At 47.8% G+C, this 16,827-nt stretch carries 11 protein-coding genes and 1 riboswitch; of the genes, 2 read left to right on the forward strand and 9 right to left on the reverse strand.

The window, feature by feature from the left end; genetic code table 11:
• Positions 1 to 15: 15 nt before the first annotated feature.
• Both AB3351_RS05930 and AB3351_RS05935 read right to left on the reverse strand, forming a co-directional pair.
• On the reverse strand, positions 16 to 1,701 hold the full coding sequence (locus AB3351_RS05930; protein ID WP_371146189.1) for a methyl-accepting chemotaxis protein: 1,686 nt from the start codon (positions 1,699 to 1,701) through the stop codon (positions 16 to 18).
• On the reverse strand, positions 1,694 to 3,346 hold the full coding sequence (locus tag AB3351_RS05935) for a pyridoxal phosphate-dependent decarboxylase family protein (protein ID WP_371146279.1): 1,653 nt from the start codon (positions 3,344 to 3,346) through the stop codon (positions 1,694 to 1,696). The genes AB3351_RS05930 and AB3351_RS05935 overlap by 8 nt, the downstream gene beginning before the upstream one ends.
• 179 nt (positions 3,347 to 3,525) lie before the next feature.
• Positions 3,526 to 3,612, reverse strand: a riboswitch (cyclic di-GMP riboswitch).
• A 207-nt stretch (positions 3,613 to 3,819) separates the two neighbouring features.
• Here AB3351_RS05935 and pdxR point away from each other — a divergent pair.
• Positions 3,820 to 5,292, forward strand: a complete 1,473-nt coding sequence (gene pdxR / locus AB3351_RS05940) for a MocR-like pyridoxine biosynthesis transcription factor PdxR (protein WP_371146190.1) — start codon at positions 3,820 to 3,822, stop codon at positions 5,290 to 5,292.
• Positions 5,293 to 5,346: 54 nt separating this feature from the next.
• Here the strand turns inward: pdxR and pdxT are convergent, their stop codons facing one another.
• A complete protein-coding gene (gene pdxT, locus AB3351_RS05945) occupies positions 5,347 to 5,946 on the reverse strand; it encodes a pyridoxal 5'-phosphate synthase glutaminase subunit PdxT (protein ID WP_371146191.1) in 600 nt (199 codons plus the stop codon).
• Positions 5,947 to 5,949: 3 nt separating this feature from the next.
• Positions 5,950 to 6,834, reverse strand: coding sequence for a pyridoxal 5'-phosphate synthase lyase subunit PdxS (pdxS, locus tag AB3351_RS05950; protein WP_371146192.1), 885 nt, complete (start codon positions 6,832 to 6,834; stop codon positions 5,950 to 5,952).
• 311 nt (positions 6,835 to 7,145) lie between these two features.
• Between pdxS and AB3351_RS05955 the strand changes: the two genes are divergently transcribed.
• Positions 7,146 to 7,658, forward strand: coding sequence for an acyl-CoA thioesterase (locus AB3351_RS05955; RefSeq protein WP_371146193.1), 513 nt, complete (start codon positions 7,146 to 7,148; stop codon positions 7,656 to 7,658).
• Between the two features lie 89 nt (positions 7,659 to 7,747).
• Here the strand turns inward: AB3351_RS05955 and AB3351_RS05960 are convergent, their stop codons facing one another.
• The 5 genes from AB3351_RS05960 to AB3351_RS05980 all read right to left on the reverse strand — a co-directional run bounded on the left by AB3351_RS05960 (position 7,748) and on the right by AB3351_RS05980 (position 16,749).
• On the reverse strand, positions 7,748 to 9,268 hold the full coding sequence (locus AB3351_RS05960) for an aldehyde dehydrogenase family protein (protein ID WP_371146194.1): 1,521 nt from the start codon (positions 9,266 to 9,268) through the stop codon (positions 7,748 to 7,750).
• A gap of 45 nt (positions 9,269 to 9,313) precedes the next feature.
• Entirely contained in the window at positions 9,314 to 10,681 is a 1,368-nt protein-coding gene (locus AB3351_RS05965) for a putrescine aminotransferase (RefSeq protein ID WP_458306037.1), read from the reverse strand.
• A gap of 217 nt (positions 10,682 to 10,898) precedes the next feature.
• Positions 10,899 to 12,701: a sigma-54-dependent Fis family transcriptional regulator gene (locus AB3351_RS05970; RefSeq protein ID WP_371146195.1), complete on the reverse strand. Its 1,803-nt coding sequence runs from the start codon at positions 12,699 to 12,701 to the stop codon at positions 10,899 to 10,901.
• A gap of 124 nt (positions 12,702 to 12,825) precedes the next feature.
• The gene (locus tag AB3351_RS05975) at positions 12,826 to 14,211 is read right to left on the reverse strand and encodes an APC family permease (RefSeq protein WP_371146196.1); all 1,386 of its coding nucleotides are present in this window, start codon (positions 14,209 to 14,211) and stop codon (positions 12,826 to 12,828) included.
• Between the two features lie 396 nt (positions 14,212 to 14,607).
• Entirely contained in the window at positions 14,608 to 16,749 is a 2,142-nt protein-coding gene (locus tag AB3351_RS05980) for a DNA topoisomerase III (RefSeq protein ID WP_371146197.1), read from the reverse strand.
• Positions 16,750 to 16,827 lie beyond the last annotated feature (78 nt).

The raw sequence follows: 16,827 nt of genomic DNA on the forward strand, positions 1-16,827 counted from the left end.
ATCTTACTTCTTTCATTATTCGATTCGAAATGTCCCTACAAGCGAGCGCAGCTCATCCGCCTGCCCATGCAGCGTGGATGCGGTACGCGCATTCTCTTCCATTGTAGCTAGCTGTTCTTGGGAAGAGGCTGCCATTTTACGGGTATGCTCCATTGTCTCTCCTGTAATTTGCGCCGTTTCTTCCGCTGAGGCGGAGATTTCCTGCGCACTCGCAGAAACCTGCTGCGTCACTGCTGATACCGCTTGAATCTTCTGCGCAATATCATCAATCAGATGCAGAATCCGCTCGAATGACTGCCCCGCTCCATCTACAATGCTTGACCCTGCTGCTACTTCTTCTGTCATGCGGTTCATCGCTTCCACAGAACGGAAGGAGTCCTCGCGAATAGCCTGCAGGGAACCGGTGATTTCGCTGGCTGATTTCGCTGACTGCTCAGCAAGCTTGCGTACCTCGTCTGCTACAACTGCGAAGCCGCGTCCGTATTCACCTGCACGAGCCGCTTCAATAGCCGCATTCAATGCAAGCAAATTAATCTGACTTGCGATATCGGTGATCAATTCCACGACATGGCCGATTTCACTTGTGCGTTCATTCGTTTGTTTAACAAGTTGGGTCGAGTGCTCAAGCGAAGCAGAAATCGAATCCATCTGTGTTACCGCCTTTTGAATCATCTGATTGCCTTCCGCTGCTGTCCGGGATGCTTCAATTGTTTCTTCAGAGACTACAACCGATGACTCGGTAATATGCTGAACTCCTGTCGCAATTTCTTCCATAGCCTGTGCGTTTTCAACAGCTACCTGTGCCAATGCTTCACTTCCTGATGCAATCTCCTGGGCCGCTGATGTACTTTGGTGAATCATCTCTGTTGTTAATTGAGCGCTCTGGGAGAGATGATTGGCCGATTGTAATACATGATCGGATGTTCCTGTCACTTGTTTGACCATTTCTTTTAACTGACGAATCATCATGTTAAAGCTTTCAGCCAACCTGCCGATTTCATCTTTTGCATTCGTATGAACCTCGTCGCGCAGATCACCTTCTGCAACTTTTTGTGTTAAATTTACGAACGCGAGAATCGGCCGTGTAATTCTTCGTGCAACTACATATCCGGCCGCGCAGCCAAGCACCATCGAGATTAACGTCATAATTACGCTCATAGAAATAATGAAGCTTTTTACTTCTTGTATAAATGCAGCATCCATATCAATGCCGAGGATCGTATCCGTGCCTTCGAGGCGTAAAAATGCCGACTTATGAATCCCGTACACGTCTTTGTATATAGAACTGGTCTGCATCTCTCCAGTAAACGCCGCATTCATCTCAGCGGTAAACGGATAATCAGCATTACGCTGGTCCGGCTCTCCGCTGAGCGCTACAATGTACGTCTTGTCCTTTTTAGCCAGAACATAGACATTTTCAACGTCCATTCTTTTTTTCTCATCGTCAAGAAACGCCAAAAGCTGCTGATACTCTGCTTCAGAGCCGCTATCCGATTGATTGACAAGCATCTTGTTTACATTCTTTTTTAAGTCGATGATATTATTTTTTAAGGTGTGCTCAAATTGTGTCAGCACATACTGATCGACAATCCCCATCGCTACTTTATAAAAGGTCACGCTAAACAGCAGGGAGAGGACTAGAATGCACAGCGCGAAGGAAGCGGTAATCTTTCTGCTAAGTGAATGTTTCATCTTAAACATACATAAGCTGCTCCTCCCGTGCTGCATCCGTCAGTTCTACTTGCTCTGCCAAAAATGCAACAATCTCATCAAGTGTCTCGATTGTAGTATATGGTGAGATGGAGAAGAACTTCGCCACATACAACGGCACACGATCGGTCGAATCTATGGCGTCAATGACGCACTGACGTGTCGTATCCCCGAAAAATACCCGGTCGCGCTGCTTGCCCAACTGCTCAAATAAGGCATAGTTCCATTTGTTATTTCGTTCAATGCGCATCTGTGCCAGCTTTCCAGCCTTCTCCTGCTGCCATTCCGGCTGTCCCGGGTAGAAGCGGAACGTCGTAATCGGGCCTGGATTGTCCGCATTTGTAATAGCCATATTCGGGAATTTGGCACTGATTTTTTCACGGAATGCCATATTCACCCGCACATAATTGGCGAGAATCTGTTGGTAGCCCTCCACGCCAAATGCAAGCAAAGCTGCATAGATGGCAATGGAACTTGCCATACGAGAGCATTCCAATGTATAGCTTGTGTGGTAGCTTCCATAGCCACGGTTTCCTACATATGGGGTCTCGAATTCATGCAGATCCAATAGCCCAACATCTTTTCCATTCTTAACAAGAAAGAGCGAGGTCAAATACGGTGTCTGCCCAAGCTTTTGAAAATCAAAGCAAAGGGTATCTGCAAGATGAAGATGCTGCATTTTCTCCCGAATTTTCTTTAGGTTTTCGCACAGCGGCGCTTCGAATCCAAGCGGATTGCGGGCAAAATCATAATCATTGAAGAGACAATAGAAACCGCCAAGGGCTGAGTCGGCATGAATGTGTGCAGGTTTTAACCCGTGCTTTGTCGTAATCGTCTCCGCTTCTGCCTTGATTGCTGCCACATCGTCAATCCCGAATGAATCGGTTGCACCTGTCGTGGCGACAATGTAGATAGGAATTCCACCTTTGCGAATTACGTCTTCCATTTTCGTGCGCAGATCACCTACATCCATCGCATGGGTAGCCGGGTCGGCTTTAACTGTAATGAGGTTGTTGCTGCCAATCCCGGTTGCTTCCATTGATTTTAGCAAGCTGTAATGTGCATTCTCGGAAGCGAAGCAGTATAGATGATTCGGTACTCCTTCTTCTTTAGCATTCGGAAACTGCTTGGCAATCGCCAGGCGCAAACCCGAGAAAACAGCGCCTTGACCGCCCCATGTCGTATAGCCCCAGGAAGAGGCTACATCATAGCCAGCAAGACGGGACATCATCGCAATCACATTCACTTCCGCCTCCGCACCGGCAGGACCGTATACATCCCATAGGTTATTTCCGTTCAGCAGCGTAGCCAGAAGCGCCCCGATAATACCAGGAATGCTTGCCATTGGCAGGACATTCGTGACAAAGTTTCTCGTATGGTACGGATGGCCCTGTGCCAGCTCTAGCAGCTTGTTTACGACCTCTTCCATTTTTGCCCCATGCTGCGGCGCTGTGGCAGATTCCATAATTTCTTTATAGAAATCCCCTGTACGCTCCCGCATAGGACCAAGCGTGGAACGATGCGGATCTTTTAGCTCATCTAGTTCTTCGATCAGTGTGTGAATGAAACCAAGCAGCGATTGCTGGCTTTGTTTGTTTCCATCCTCACTTGGAAATAACGCTTGTACTTCTTTCATGTTCATCATTGCTTACAACTCTCCATTCTCTTTGCTGTACGTATTTCTTCCGATAAAGAAAAAAGACTATTTTCCGTAATGGAATAGCCTTCATCATCAAAGATAGCGCCCGAATCCTGCGATCCGCTGCCATATGAGCAAACGTTCACAAATAAAAGCACCATGCTATGTAGTATGATTTCGGCAACCGGCTATCTTAGTTCTTTCGGAACCTTAGATCCTAGGCTTTGCGTCCCCATCTTTCGGTGGGTTTGCCATTTTCGACATATATTGGGTTTTGTTTACTAGTGATATTTTACCTATCAAAAAAATTTTTTCAACCCTTTGCACCATTGTTATATTATTAAAAATTGTCGGCGTATTAAAAACTACCTGCAAAATTAGAAACAACTGCTTTCTGTGTGCTAAGTGTTATTGTGTTATACTATATACAGCAAAGTGCCTATAACACTTTTATATAAGGAGAGTATGCAATGCAAATTAAGGTGAACCGTCAATTACCGGTCTCGCTTGCCCGACAAATTTATCAGGTGATTGTCGATCGGATTCAATCCGATCTGCTAGAAGAAGGCTTCCGTCTACCATCTGTTCGTACGCTGGCCAAGCAAAGCGGAGTCAGTCTTATGACGGTTGTCCAGGCATATGATCAGCTCGAAGAAGACGGATTTATTCAGCGCGTACAAGGTCGCGGCACCTTCGTACAAAAGAAGCAAATTGTAGAAAAGAATAAGCACGAGGCGTCATACGATTGGCAGCTATCTATTCCTGACTATTTGCCGCGCGCCCAATTCTCACGCTATCATCAAGTCTCGGCACGCTTCGAATTCTTCTCCTCCACCATTGATCCCGGTCTTCTTCCTAACCGGTATCTAGAAAAAGAGATTCAGCGGATTCTTGCCCAGGAGCCGCGCATTCTCTCTACATACGGTGACATGCAGGGAGATTTGGCACTTCGTACGGAGCTTGCGCATTATCTGCGTGAAAATAAAATTAAGACCTCTTCTGAAGAGATTCTGGTTACAAACGGTACGCAACAAGGGATCGATTTAGTAGCACGGACATTCATCGGTCCCGGAGATATCATATTCACCGAAGCGCCCACATATCCGGCAGCCATTGATGTATTCCGCTGGCAGGGGGCAACCATTCTCCCTGTTCCGGTAGATGAACACGGCATGCGGGTGGACATGCTAGCAGCATTATGCGAAAAATATAAGCCAAAGCTGATCTACACCATGCCCACCTTTCATAACCCGACCGGTACGGTCATGACGATGCAGCGGCGGCGGCAGCTGCTTGACATCGCCGCAGAGACACAGTGCCTTATTCTAGAGGACGATCCATGGAGCGAGATTTATTTCGAAAAACAGCCGCCTCCCTCGCTTAAGAGCATGGACGAGCACGGACATGTTATCTATCTAAAGGGATTGAGTAAAATCCTTGCGCCCGGCTGTCGTGTTGGCGTATTAACCGCTTCCGGCACGATACTCAATCGGCTTATCGCCGCAAAAGGCAATATGGATTTAGGCAGTCCGCTCTTAACGCAAAAAGCAATTCTACCACTCCTTCATTCGGAGAGAATGCGCAACCATATCAAGAAGCTGCGCATCGCTCTACAACTGCGCCGGGATATGATGATTGAGTTGCTGACAGAGCATATGCCCCCTGGCGTAAGCTGGATTCCCCCACAGGGTGGGGTCAACCTATGGCTCTCACTTCCGCACCAAATTGATACGGAGGATTTTCTAATTTATGCCCGCAACCATCAGATCACCTTTTTGCCGGGCGCAGCCTGCTATCCCATCGAATCGAAACGCCACTTTCTCAGGCTCAGCTTCTCTTATATGAATGAACGGGAGCTTGAAGAAGGCGTGCAGGCGCTATGCAATGCCGTATCTGCCTTTACCCACACATCTTCGGTATACCGCAAGGCACCAATCGTCTAAATAAAAACAGCACGCAAGAAGCTCTTCGCCTCCTGCGTGCTGTTTTTTGATCTATTATTTTGCAATGCCGACCGCTTCTTGTGCGCGGTATTCTTTAACCATAGTAAGAAAATACGCATGTAAGCGTGCATCATCTGTCAACTCCGGATGAAACGATGCGCATAACAGATGTCCTTCACGCGCAGCAACGATCTCATCCTTATAGCGAGCCAGAATCTCTACTTCATCGCCCACCTCGCGAATGAGCGGCGCACGGATGAACACGGCACGAAAATCTTCGGCTACACCTGGAATCGGCAGATCAATTTCAAAGCTCTCCCGCTGGCGTCCGAACGCATTGCGCGCTACATTGATGTTCATTAGACCAAGGTGAACCCAATCCTGGCCTTCAATGGCATTAGCTAAGATGATCAGGCCCGCACACGTGCCGAACAACGGCTTTTTCTGTGCTGCAAATTCGCGCAGAGCTGTATCAAAGCCGTATTTCTTCATCAGCTTGCCAATCGCGGTACTCTCGCCTCCAGGGATCACCAGACCATCGAGTTCATCCAACTGTTCTACTCGTTTCACTGCGACCGCTTCCGCACCTGCAAGGGTAAGGAGGCGAAGATGCTCCGCCACCGCACCCTGCAGCGCCAATACGCCTACTTTCATGGCTTACCAGCCCCGTACAGCCATGCGCTCGTTTTCGAGCAGGGATGTTACATCAATGCCTTTCATTGCATTACCAAGGTTTTTAGACAACTGTCCGATCAATGCATAGTCTTGATAATGAGTGGTTGCTTCTACAATAGCACGAGCAAAGCGTTCCGGATTATCTGACTTGAAGATACCTGAACCTACGAATACACCGTCAGAACCAAGCTGCATCATGAGAGCTGCATCCGCAGGAGTGGCTACACCGCCTGCTGCAAAATTTACGACCGGCAGCTTACCAGTGTCACGAACTTGCTTAAGAAGCTCATATGGTGCGCCGATATTTTTTGCTTCTGCCATCAGCTCATCTTCAGACATGCTGGCGATCTTGCGAATCTGGCTTTGCATCATACGCTGGTGACGAACAGCCTCTACGATGTTACCTGTTCCCGGCTCACCTTTTGTACGGATCATGGATGCCCCTTCACCGATTCGGCGCAGCGCTTCGCCAAGGTCACGAGCACCGCATACGAACGGAACCGTGAAATCGCGCTTATTAATATGGAACACTTCATCAGCTGGAGTCAATACTTCTGATTCGTCAATGTAGTCTACGCCTAATGCTTCTAGAACTTTTGCCTCTACGAAATGACCGATACGTGCTTTGGCCATTACCGGGATTGTTACGGCTGCCATCACATCTTCCACAATCGTTGGATCCGCCATACGTGCTACCCCGCCTGCTGCGCGAATGTCAGCTGGTACGCGCTCTAGCGCCATAACAGCTACCGCCCCTGCTGCTTCTGCAATGCGTGCTTGCTCCGCATTCACAACGTCCATGATGACGCCGCCTTTTTGCATTTCTGCCATTCCGCGTTTTACTCGATCAGTTCCTTGCTGTGTCATAATTATCTTCCTCCTGCTTTTTCTTTCGATTTTGTATAGATGATTATGTATAACACTTAGCCCCTAATCACGAAGTGTTATGGGTTCGTTCTTTACAAAACTGATTGTAGCGTATAAGTGTGTATAACAGTCAACCGCATACTATAACACTTTACTTTAAAAATTGTGGCAAAAGGGAAAAGTCCCAAAACATAAACTTATCCTTCTGCCATTTTCTCTAACAAACCCGGGTACTATAATAAATGAGAAAAGTTCGCTGAGTATGACAAGCCTTAGCCAAAATTATTTTATAGAAAAAGGTGTGCGATACTATGAAAGACAAAGCAGTCAAAGATTCACGTGTAGTTAAAACAAGCATCGTGCTACCCCCAGACACGAATCAGCATGGCACTATGTTCGGGGGAAAGCTGATGGCGTATATTGACGATGTAGCCGCCCTCTCGGCAACCCGGCATGCGCGCGTTCCGGTCGTAACAGCTTCTACTGATTCGGTTGACTTTCTCTATCCAATCAATCCGAATGACTCGGTATGCGTAGAATCGTTTGTCATCTCGACCGGTACAAGTTCCATGGAAGTATTCGTCAAAGTAATCTCGGAAGGTCTTTATACAGGAGAGCGAAAGATTGCAGCCACCGCCTTTCTTACCTTTGTAGCCCTTGATGAGAATAAAAAACCTGTGCCTGTTCCTCGCGTGATTCCGGAAACGGAGGAAGAAAAAAAGCTGCACGAACGCGCGGCACAGCGTTCACAGATGCGCAAAATGCGGCGAGAAGAAAGCCGCCGCTTAGCTGAATTTCTGACTGTACGCAAACCGTGGGAATAAGCAGACGCTTATTTCTAACATTACAAAAAGCCGCACGATGCTTGATAGCGTATGCGGCTTTTTGTTTACATAATTATTTTATTGTCTCCTTATTTTTCTTTCTTAGCAAACCAACCGCTCGGCTTTACATGCAAGCTGGTATTAATCTGCTTAACTTCGAGATACTCTTCAAATCCGTACGTTCCCAGCTCACGTCCAATACCGCTCTGTTTATAGCCACCCCATGGCGCTTCATTGAATGTTGGATGATACGTATTAATCCACGTAATACCTGCCCTAAGCTTGCGAATCACGCGCTGGGCTTTCGCCCCGTCGGAAGTGAATACCGCTCCTGCTAGCCCATATTTTGTTCCGTTGGCAAGGCGGATCGCTTCTTCCTCGGTTTCAAATGTTTGAATAACAAGCACAGGCCCGAAAATTTCCTCCTGAACGATTCGCATAGCCGGCTCTGTGTTTGTAAAAATGGTCGGCGCAACAAAAAAGCCGTTTGCTAACCCGTTATCCAGCAGACGCATGCCGCCACAGCACAGGGTCGCTCCTTCCTCTTTACCAATTTCAATGTATTGCAGGACTCGATTCATCTGCACTTCCGAAATGAGCGGTCCCATCTCCGTTGCCTCGTCCATGCCCGGACCAACAGTAATGTGCTGTGCCCTCTCGACAAGCTCTGCAACAAAGCGATCGTGAATGCTTCGCTCTAGCAGCAGACGCGATCCTGCCGAGCACACTTGCCCTTGATTGGCAAAGATCGCATACAACGCATAATCTACCGCTGTCTCAAAATCCGCATCCGCAAACACGATATTCGGTGACTTGCCCCCAAGCTCAAGCCCTACCTTCTTTACCGTATCTGCAGCAGCTTTCATAATCGCAATGCCCGTCTGTGTTCCTCCGGTAAACGCAACTTTATCCACCAGCGGATGGCGAGCCATCTCCCCTCCTACCGATTCACCTCGACCCAATACAAGATTGGCTACTCCCTTTGGAAGAGACGCCTCTTCAAGCAGCTCAAAAAGGCGAATCAGAGAGAGCGGCGTCTGTTCGGCAGGCTTAATTACAAGTGTACAGCCTGCTGCGAGTGCCGCAGCAATTTTTTGTGTCGCCATAACAAGCGGGTAATTCCAAGGAATGATCTGACTCACCACGCCGAGCGGCTCGCGAACAACAACTGCCTGTATCTCATCAGGCACATCGTATGTCTGTCCGTGTGGTGTCGTAGCAAGTCCTGCAAAATATCGAAACTGATTGGCCGCGTCCTCTACATCATAGCGCGATTCGCGCAATGGCTTGCCGTTATTCAGCGTATCGAGCACGGCGAATTCCTCTGCATGCTGCTCAAGCAATTCGGCCGTCCGCAGCAGAATCGCAGCGCGCTCCCGCGCATGACTTGAAGCCCAGCCATCTTCATCGAAGGCGCGGCGGGCGGCCTTAATGGCTGCTGCTGCTTCTTCCGCCCCACCTTCAGCTACTGTACCGATAACCTCACCTGTCGCCGGGTTGATGATATCTCGTGTAGCTCCTGTAAAGCTTTCTGTCCATTTGCCGTCAATATACATATGCCGCAGGCGCGTCGCCTGTACGGTGCCTGCTTCATGTGTTGTGCCGCTCATGCTTTTCCTCCCTTTTAGCAAAATCACTTGGGCAAGAAATCACTATCACTTACTTGTAAGGCTTACTTTTTCACTTTGCATCGCACCTAAATTGCGTTCAATCGCATCGAGCACCGTATCGATTTGTTCGTAGGAGATGACCGCCGGCGGCTCCAAGCGAATCACTGTCGCATTGTTAAGCGTACCCCCCACCAAAATATGATCTCCAAATAAACGCTTCGCCAGCTCATATCCAATTGCATTCGTAGAGAATTCCATTCCAATAAGAAGACCTACGCCGCGTACCTCTTTCATCATGTCTGGGAATTGCTCTTTGATTTCAGCTAGACGTGCGAGAATATAATCGCCCTTCTCCCCTGCTTGACGCGGAATGTCCTCTTCGATAATTGTCTTGATCCCAGCGATTGCACCCGCGCAGCAAAGCGGGTTCCCCCCAAAGGTAGAGGAGCCGAGCAGGAAAGGATTCTCCTCCATCTTGCCCCAGTGTTTACGCTTGGCAACCATGGCTGCAATCGGCATCACACCGCCTCCGAATGCCTTACCAAGAGTCATAATATCCGGCACAACATCATAGTGATCCATTCCGAACATTTTACCTGTACGTCCCATTCCTGTCTGTACTTCATCTATAATAAGCAAACACTCATAGCGATCACAAATCTCGCGCAGGCGCTTGAAATAGCCTTCTGGCGGCATGTTGACCCCGCCCTCACCCTGAATTGGCTCGGCAATTACCCCGGCGACGGTCTCCCCTACATTGATCAGGTTGCGAATCGCCGCCTCCACCGCATCAGCATTGCCGTATTCCACATGCTGAAAGCCTGGGACGAGCGGCAGATACGGCTCCCGGAATGTTGCTTTTCCTGATGCAGACAATGAACCAAGCGTCTTACCGTGGAATCCTTTTTCCATTGAAATAAAGGACTTTTTCCCCGTGGACAGTCGGGCTAGCTTTAACGCCATCTCATTTGCTTCCGTTCCACAATTCACGAGATACGTATGCTGCAAATCCCCAGGAGTAATGTAGGCGACCAGCTTGGATAAGTAGCCGCGCAGCGGATCGACCATCTCCTGACTGTGCAGCGCATAACGGTCAATTTGTGCCTTCACCGCATTGACTACCTTTGGATGACGGTGTCCAAGTAAGTAGACGCCATAACCTCCAAGACAATCAATGTACTCGTCTCCCTTTGTATCACGGAATACCGCTCCCTCTCCCTGCCATTCCACAACAGAGAAATCCGTTGATACCGATTTGCGGTGTTTTAGGATCGCTTCAGTCACAAAGTTGGTAAAATTATAGATGGAATCATCCACAATTTGCTGTTGCTCATCCAGCGCCAGCGTCTTTTTTTCAATGAATGAGAGAATCTCTTCTGCAGCCTGCAATACTTCCTGATTTGTTTTTCGCATAATATCATCCTTTTTTTTAGATTTTTTCTTTATCTTTGTTTATAAGCAATTGCTATGCCAAATAAAAAAACCGGGGAATCTCCCGGTTTTCCTTATCGTATCGCTAGCATCGCAGCAAAAATCATTCTTATTTCTGAGAAATTTTTATATCTTTTTAGCTTGCGTACAATAAAATAGTAGCGCTCTTTCTTACTTCGTATAATTTCTTTCTCAAAAATCAGGAATATTTCTTATTTTTGAGAAATGCCTGTTCTTCTAATTTTCGGTAGAGCGTAGCTAAGCTGATATTTAACTCTTTAGCAATTTTTCGTTTTGCCTGTACAGACGTCCCGTACTTTTTTAGCATGTCTGCAAGAATCGTACCTTCAAATTGATAGATTCGCTCTTTAAGTGACAGCATCTCACGCTCTGTACTTCGCAGACGAAGCACGCGCTGGGGAATGCTCTCCGGTCCGATGATCGGACCTGTTTCCATATTCACCGCATATTCAACCGCATTTTCAAGCTCACGCACATTTCCCGGCCACGGATAGTGAAGAAATAATTCCTGCACCTCTAAAGAAAAACCGCTCACGTTCCGCGCCAACAATCGAGCATGCTTTTGGAGAAAATGATGCATGAGAGCTGGGATATCTTCTTTTCGCTCCCGCAGTGGCGGAATGTAGAGCGGAATGACATTCAAACGAAAATACAAATCGGAACGAAATTCTCTCTCTTCTACCATCTGCTCAAGATTCCGGTTGGTAGCGGCAATCACCCGAATATCCACCGGTATCGGCCGCTCGCCTCCCACACGCTGGATTTGTTTGTATTGCAGGGCATGCAAAAGCTTCACCTGCAAATGGAGCGGAATGTCTCCGATTTCATCAAGGAAAAGAGTGCCTCCGTTAGCCAGCTCGAATTTTCCCGGCTTCCCTTCCCGATTGGCTCCAGTAAACGCGCCTTTCACATAACCGAACAGCTCGGATTCGAGCAGCGTTTCCGGTATGGCCCCGCAATTCACTGTAATAAAAGGGCCTGAGCTGCGGGGACTGTGCGAGTGAATCGCCATGGCGAACAATCCCTTTCCCGTACCGCTCTCTCCCGTAATAAGCACGCTGGAGTGACTTCTGGCCACTTGAGCTGCCTGCTGCTTAATAACCTGAACCGATTGACTCTCGCCCTTGATACCGGAGAATGAGGATAGCGCTTCACTGCCTGTCAACGAATAAGCGAGGCGACGCACATCCGACATACGACGAAAAGATGCGACGACAGATACGAGTTGCTCATTGAGGATGACCGGCACCGCATCAACAATAAAGTGCATATGTGAAGAAGGCGATGTATAGATTTCTTCTTTTTCTTTATACCCTTGCCCGCTCCGCAGCACATCAAGCATGGGAGAACCGGGCCATACCGAATCAAGCGGCTGGCCGATTACTTGCTTTTTGTCCCGGTGAATCAATAGCTCGGCAGCTCGGTTGCAATGAGTAATCCGTCCGTCAGCGTCAATGGCGATAATTCCTTCCTGTACCGATTCGAGCAGCGTGGCCAAGTTCTGCGTCGTAAGCTCTAGTTGATGAATGGCCCGCACTTCCGATATTTTACTTTCGATCAACTCCGCCATACGGAAGAGAAATGTCAGCATGTTTTCTTGGTTGTAGATGAGGTGCTGCCGCTGCTCCGGGGTGAAGGCGATGAGGCCGATTACGCCAATGGCCTCGCCATGATAGCGAATCGGACAGCAAATCTCTGCGAATTCCTCTGTATCCCCATTTTGTACGGAAGGATCATATTCCGGGTCCTGCTGCGCATTCTCGACCACATACCATCGATTGTGCATCAGGACACGGCCATACAGATACCCCTCCTCGCGACTTCCTCCTTCTTCCTTTAGATTGATCTTCTCGCGATACTTTCCCGTCCCGGCTATAACGGTCATATCTTCATCTACGATCTCTGTCTCTACTTTGAGCGCAGCGGAAATCGCATCCGCGACAAGCTGTACCATCGGTTGAATGCTCAATAAGGGCGTCAAGCTACCTCTCCTTTTATTAAATTTTCAGTCTATTGTTTATTTATTCTATCATTTTTGTTTTGTCTTTCAAATATTTTCGTCAAAAAAACGGACAAAGAACGCAGCGTTCTCTGTCCGTTTCGCTTTAGGCATGGATGGATGTACGATCCTCTTCGTCTTCTTTTTCTTCGCTCTCGGTTTCATCAAACCGCATTTCGATAGGTTTTGCCTTAAACATGCGCGTTAAATACATCAGATAAAAGAACCCGAATGCCACCCACACCAGTCCAAGCATAAAGGAGTTCCCGTCCAGATTATACCAGAGCACAGCGACAAAGGCGGCGCCAATCAACGGAACAATTACATTCGATAGCAATTCTTTCCCTGTTCGATATTGCTTTTTGTGTAATGCATAATGGGCAATGACTGATAAATTAACGAACGTAAATGCGATTAATGCGCCAAAGTTAATAAAGGAAGTTGCTGCTTCGAGTGTGAAGAATACCGCACCAAGCGAGACGACACCAGTAAATATGACATTAAACAACGGCGTTCTCCACTTTGGATGCACATAGCCGAAAAATTTATTGGGGAGAACCTTGTCGCGTCCCATTACGTATAAAAGCCGGGATACACTAGCGTGAGAGGCGATACCAGAAGCCAGAGCACCGAGAAAGGACGCACCAAGGAAAAATAACTCAAACGCTCGTCCCCCTGCAAACAGAGAGATTTCCGGGGCGGTTGCATCCGGATTTTTAAACATTTCAACGCTTGGAAAGATAATCTGCACAAAATAGGAGGCGGCGATAAAGAGCCCTCCGCCATGAAGAGCGGTAAGAAAAATCGCGCGTGGAATGGTTCGCTTCGGATCATCCGTTTCTTCTGAATACGTTGTCACCGCATCAAACCCTAGAAAAGAGAAACATAATACAGTAGCTCCAGCCATCAATGCGGACATCTGCATCCCTTCGCCATAAAATGGCTGCGCCCAGTTAATGCTGCCCGCCTGGGGCGTTTCTTGGAGTACCCAGACCGCCAAGGCGATAAAAGCTGCCACAACAACAAACTGGTAGATGACAAAAACCGTATTTACATTTGCGGCCGACTTCACACTTCTTATATTAATACCAGTAACAAATAAAACGAAAAGCACCACCCACACCCACGGCGGGACGCTAGGGAAGATCGCTGTAAAATAAATCTGCATCAGCAAAATATTGACCATGGGAAGAAAGAGATAATCAAGCATCGCAGCCCATCCGACCAAAAAGCCGACATGCGGATGGATGCTTTTTTGTGCGTAGGTATACGCAGAGCCCGCACTTGGGAACGCACGCACCATTTTCCCGTAGCTGAATGCAGTAAACAGCATGGCAGCAAGCGCAATGAGATAGGCAAGTGGAACATGTCCTCCGGTTTCCCCAGAAGCAATGCCGAATGTATCGAAGACGACCATTGGCGTTAAATACCCAAGCCCAAGCATAACAATATGCCTTAGCTTCAATGATCGTTTCAATGAAGTATTGCCCATATACTCCTCCTCCTTTTTACTGGATCAAACAGAGTGATTCTCTGTTTCCTATAAGAAAGAGCCATTGCAAAATAGATGCCATGCTGTAAGAATATTTCGTCTTTATATGGCTGTTTTTAGCTGTACAGCCGACAACTGTGATGCAAATATATAGAAAGTATGGAAGAATACTTTCCAGCAAATTCAGAAAATGCAGTTGCAGGAAAGAAGCGATTTCCTTTTTTCTATAAATTGCGAAAGCAGACGCAGAAATAAGAATATGTTGCATTCCCAACCATATAGACAACGAATCCTTACTTCTATGTAACATAAAAGCAAGCGTGTTCTATTTTTTGAGAAATCAACAACAAAAAGCCGACGACTTCTCATTCTGCGAAATCATCGGCTCTCTATTTACTACTCTTTTTTCTTCTCAAGTGCCGCCTTTAACAAATCGCCTAGATTAGACGACAACCCTCCATCATTGCTGTATTTGGTAAGCAGCGCCTTTTCCTGGCGTTTGTTCATTTTGCCGCCTTTTCCGCTTGCTGCCTCTTCAAGCTTATCGACAACATTACACGGCTTGCATTGGAAGAACTTGCCCGCTTTCCCTGTACGAAGCTCCATCTTTTTCTTACACTGCGGACAGCGACGATTGGATAACTGCTTCTCTGCCGAGCGTCTATAGCTGCATTCACGACTCGGACATACGAGCATTTTGCCACGCTTGCCCTTAATCTCACGCAGGTTCTCGCCGCACTCGGGACATTTTGATCCGGTCACATTGTGCGGCTTGTATTCCGCTTCGCTCGTCCGAATTTCTTTTACCAGGACAGCGGCTTGACGACGAATATTGGATAAGAATGCGGCGGCATCTCCTCTGCCGCGAGCAATATCTTCAAGCTGGCACTCCCATTTGGCAGTCAGCTCTGGCGAGCGTAATTCTTCTGTCACCAATTCGATCAGTTGCGTTCCCTTCTTCGTCGGATACAGGCGATTTCCCTGCCGCTCAATCGTATCGGTTTTAAGCAGCTTCTCGATAATGTCCGCACGGGTGGCTGGCGTACCAAGATTGTTTTTTTCCATGCGCGCAAGCAGGTCGGATTCGGTAAGACGCTGCGGCGGCTTTGTGAGATGGCTGTGCATAGCCGTATGCTTAATCGCAACCTCATCGCCTTCACGTAGCGGCGGCAGCGTCTGATCAGCTTCCTCCTCCCCTGTCTCTTCCGCTGAAGAGGCAGAAGACTCCGCGCCGTATACCGTCTTCCATCCGATATCCTTCACGCTTTTTCCCTGTGCATAAAAGGCTTCACCATCTACTTCCGCTGTCAATTGAATACGCTCATAGCGGTATGCCGGGTAGAACAGGGCAATAAAACGCCGAACGATCAAATCGTACAGCTTACGCTCATCATTTGTTAATTCACCTAAACGCAGCGGCTCTTCCGTCGGAATAATCGCATGATGGTCCGTGACTTTGCTGTCATCAACGATACGCTTCGTAATGGGCAGTGACTTCAGCTTTTGCAGTGGGCGCACAAGCTGTGCATACGGTCCGACCTCAATGCTGTCAAGCCGGCTTTTAAAGGTCGGTATCATATCGCTTGTAAGATGGCGCGAATCAGTGCGCGGATAAGTGACAAGCTTATGCTGCTCATACAGTTTTTGCAGTACATTAGAGGTGTGCTTAGCTGAGAAGTTATACCGTTTATTCGCGTCACGCTGAAGTTCTGTGAGATCGTATGCGAGCGGCTGCGGTTCGTTTTTCTCGCTTGTTTTGACATCTACGATCTTGCCTTTTTTCCCTTCGATTTTACGGTCAATTTCTTGTGCCGTCTCTTTTTTAAAGAGGCGTCCGTTCTGATTCGATTTTGCCCGCCACATCCCGCTAAAAGAGCCAAAATCAGCAGTAAGCGTCCAGTATTCAACCGGTTTGAACTTCCGAATCTCCTCCTCGCGCTCAATCAGCATGGATAGTGTCGGCGTTTGTACGCGGCCTGCGGATAGTTGGGCATTGAACTTGCTCGTCAATGCGCGGGTAATGTTTAGTCCGATCAGCCAATCCGCTTCAGCCCGGCAAACAGCCGATTGATATAAATTATCGTAAGCAGCCCCTGGTTTAACCTGTGCGAATCCTTCTTTGATTGCTTTATCAGTCTGCGAGGATATCCACAGCCGTTTATACGGCTTGTTCCATTTGATAAGCTCCATAATCCATCGCGCAACCAACTCCCCTTCCCGTCCAGCATCTGTCGCGATGATTAAATCCTTAATGTCTTTACGCTTGGTCAATTGCGAGATGGCACGGAATTGGTGAGACGACTCCCGAATAACCTTCAGCCGCATCCGATCAGGCACGATCGGCAAATCATCCAGCCTCCATGTTTTGTACTTTGGATCATAATCCTCAGGCTCAGCCAATTCGACCAAATGGCCAAGCGCCCAAGTGACAATATATTTGGGACCTTCTATATAATTTTTGTTTTTTTGGTTGCATCCAAGCACGCGGGCAATCTCTCTGCCTACGCTTGGTTTCTCTGCGAGAACTAATGTCTTCATCTATGTACTCCTTTATGTATGTGCTGTCTACGATTATATCAAACAAGAGGCGTCTGTACATCCGCCCACTTTCCAAAG

Origin of the sequence: Aneurinibacillus sp. REN35, from assembly GCF_041379945.2 — a bacterium.
In the GTDB taxonomy this organism is placed as follows: Bacteria; Bacillota; Bacilli; order Aneurinibacillales; family Aneurinibacillaceae; genus Aneurinibacillus.

Coding starts and splice junctions, on each gene's coding strand:
- AB3351_RS05955 (WP_371146193.1), top strand. CDS start 7,146: ATGAAAGACAAAGCAGTCAAAGATTCACGTGTAGTTAAAACAAGCATC.
- AB3351_RS05930 (WP_371146189.1), bottom strand. CDS start 1,701: ATGTTTAAGATGAAACATTCACTTAGCAGAAAGATTACCGCTTCCTTC.
- AB3351_RS05960 (WP_371146194.1), bottom strand. CDS start 9,268: ATGAGCGGCACAACACATGAAGCAGGCACCGTACAGGCGACGCGCCTG.
- AB3351_RS05980 (WP_371146197.1), bottom strand. CDS start 16,749: ATGAAGACATTAGTTCTCGCAGAGAAACCAAGCGTAGGCAGAGAGATT.
- pdxR (WP_371146190.1), top strand. CDS start 3,820: ATGCAAATTAAGGTGAACCGTCAATTACCGGTCTCGCTTGCCCGACAA.
- AB3351_RS05975 (WP_371146196.1), bottom strand. CDS start 14,211: ATGGGCAATACTTCATTGAAACGATCATTGAAGCTAAGGCATATTGTT.
- AB3351_RS05935 (WP_371146279.1), bottom strand. CDS start 3,346: ATGAAAGAAGTACAAGCGTTATTTCCAAGTGAGGATGGAAACAAACAA.
- AB3351_RS05965 (WP_458306037.1), bottom strand. CDS start 10,681: ATGCGAAAAACAAATCAGGAAGTATTGCAGGCTGCAGAAGAGATTCTC.
- pdxT (WP_371146191.1), bottom strand. CDS start 5,946: ATGAAAGTAGGCGTATTGGCGCTGCAGGGTGCGGTGGCGGAGCATCTT.
- pdxS (WP_371146192.1), bottom strand. CDS start 6,834: ATGACACAGCAAGGAACTGATCGAGTAAAACGCGGAATGGCAGAAATG.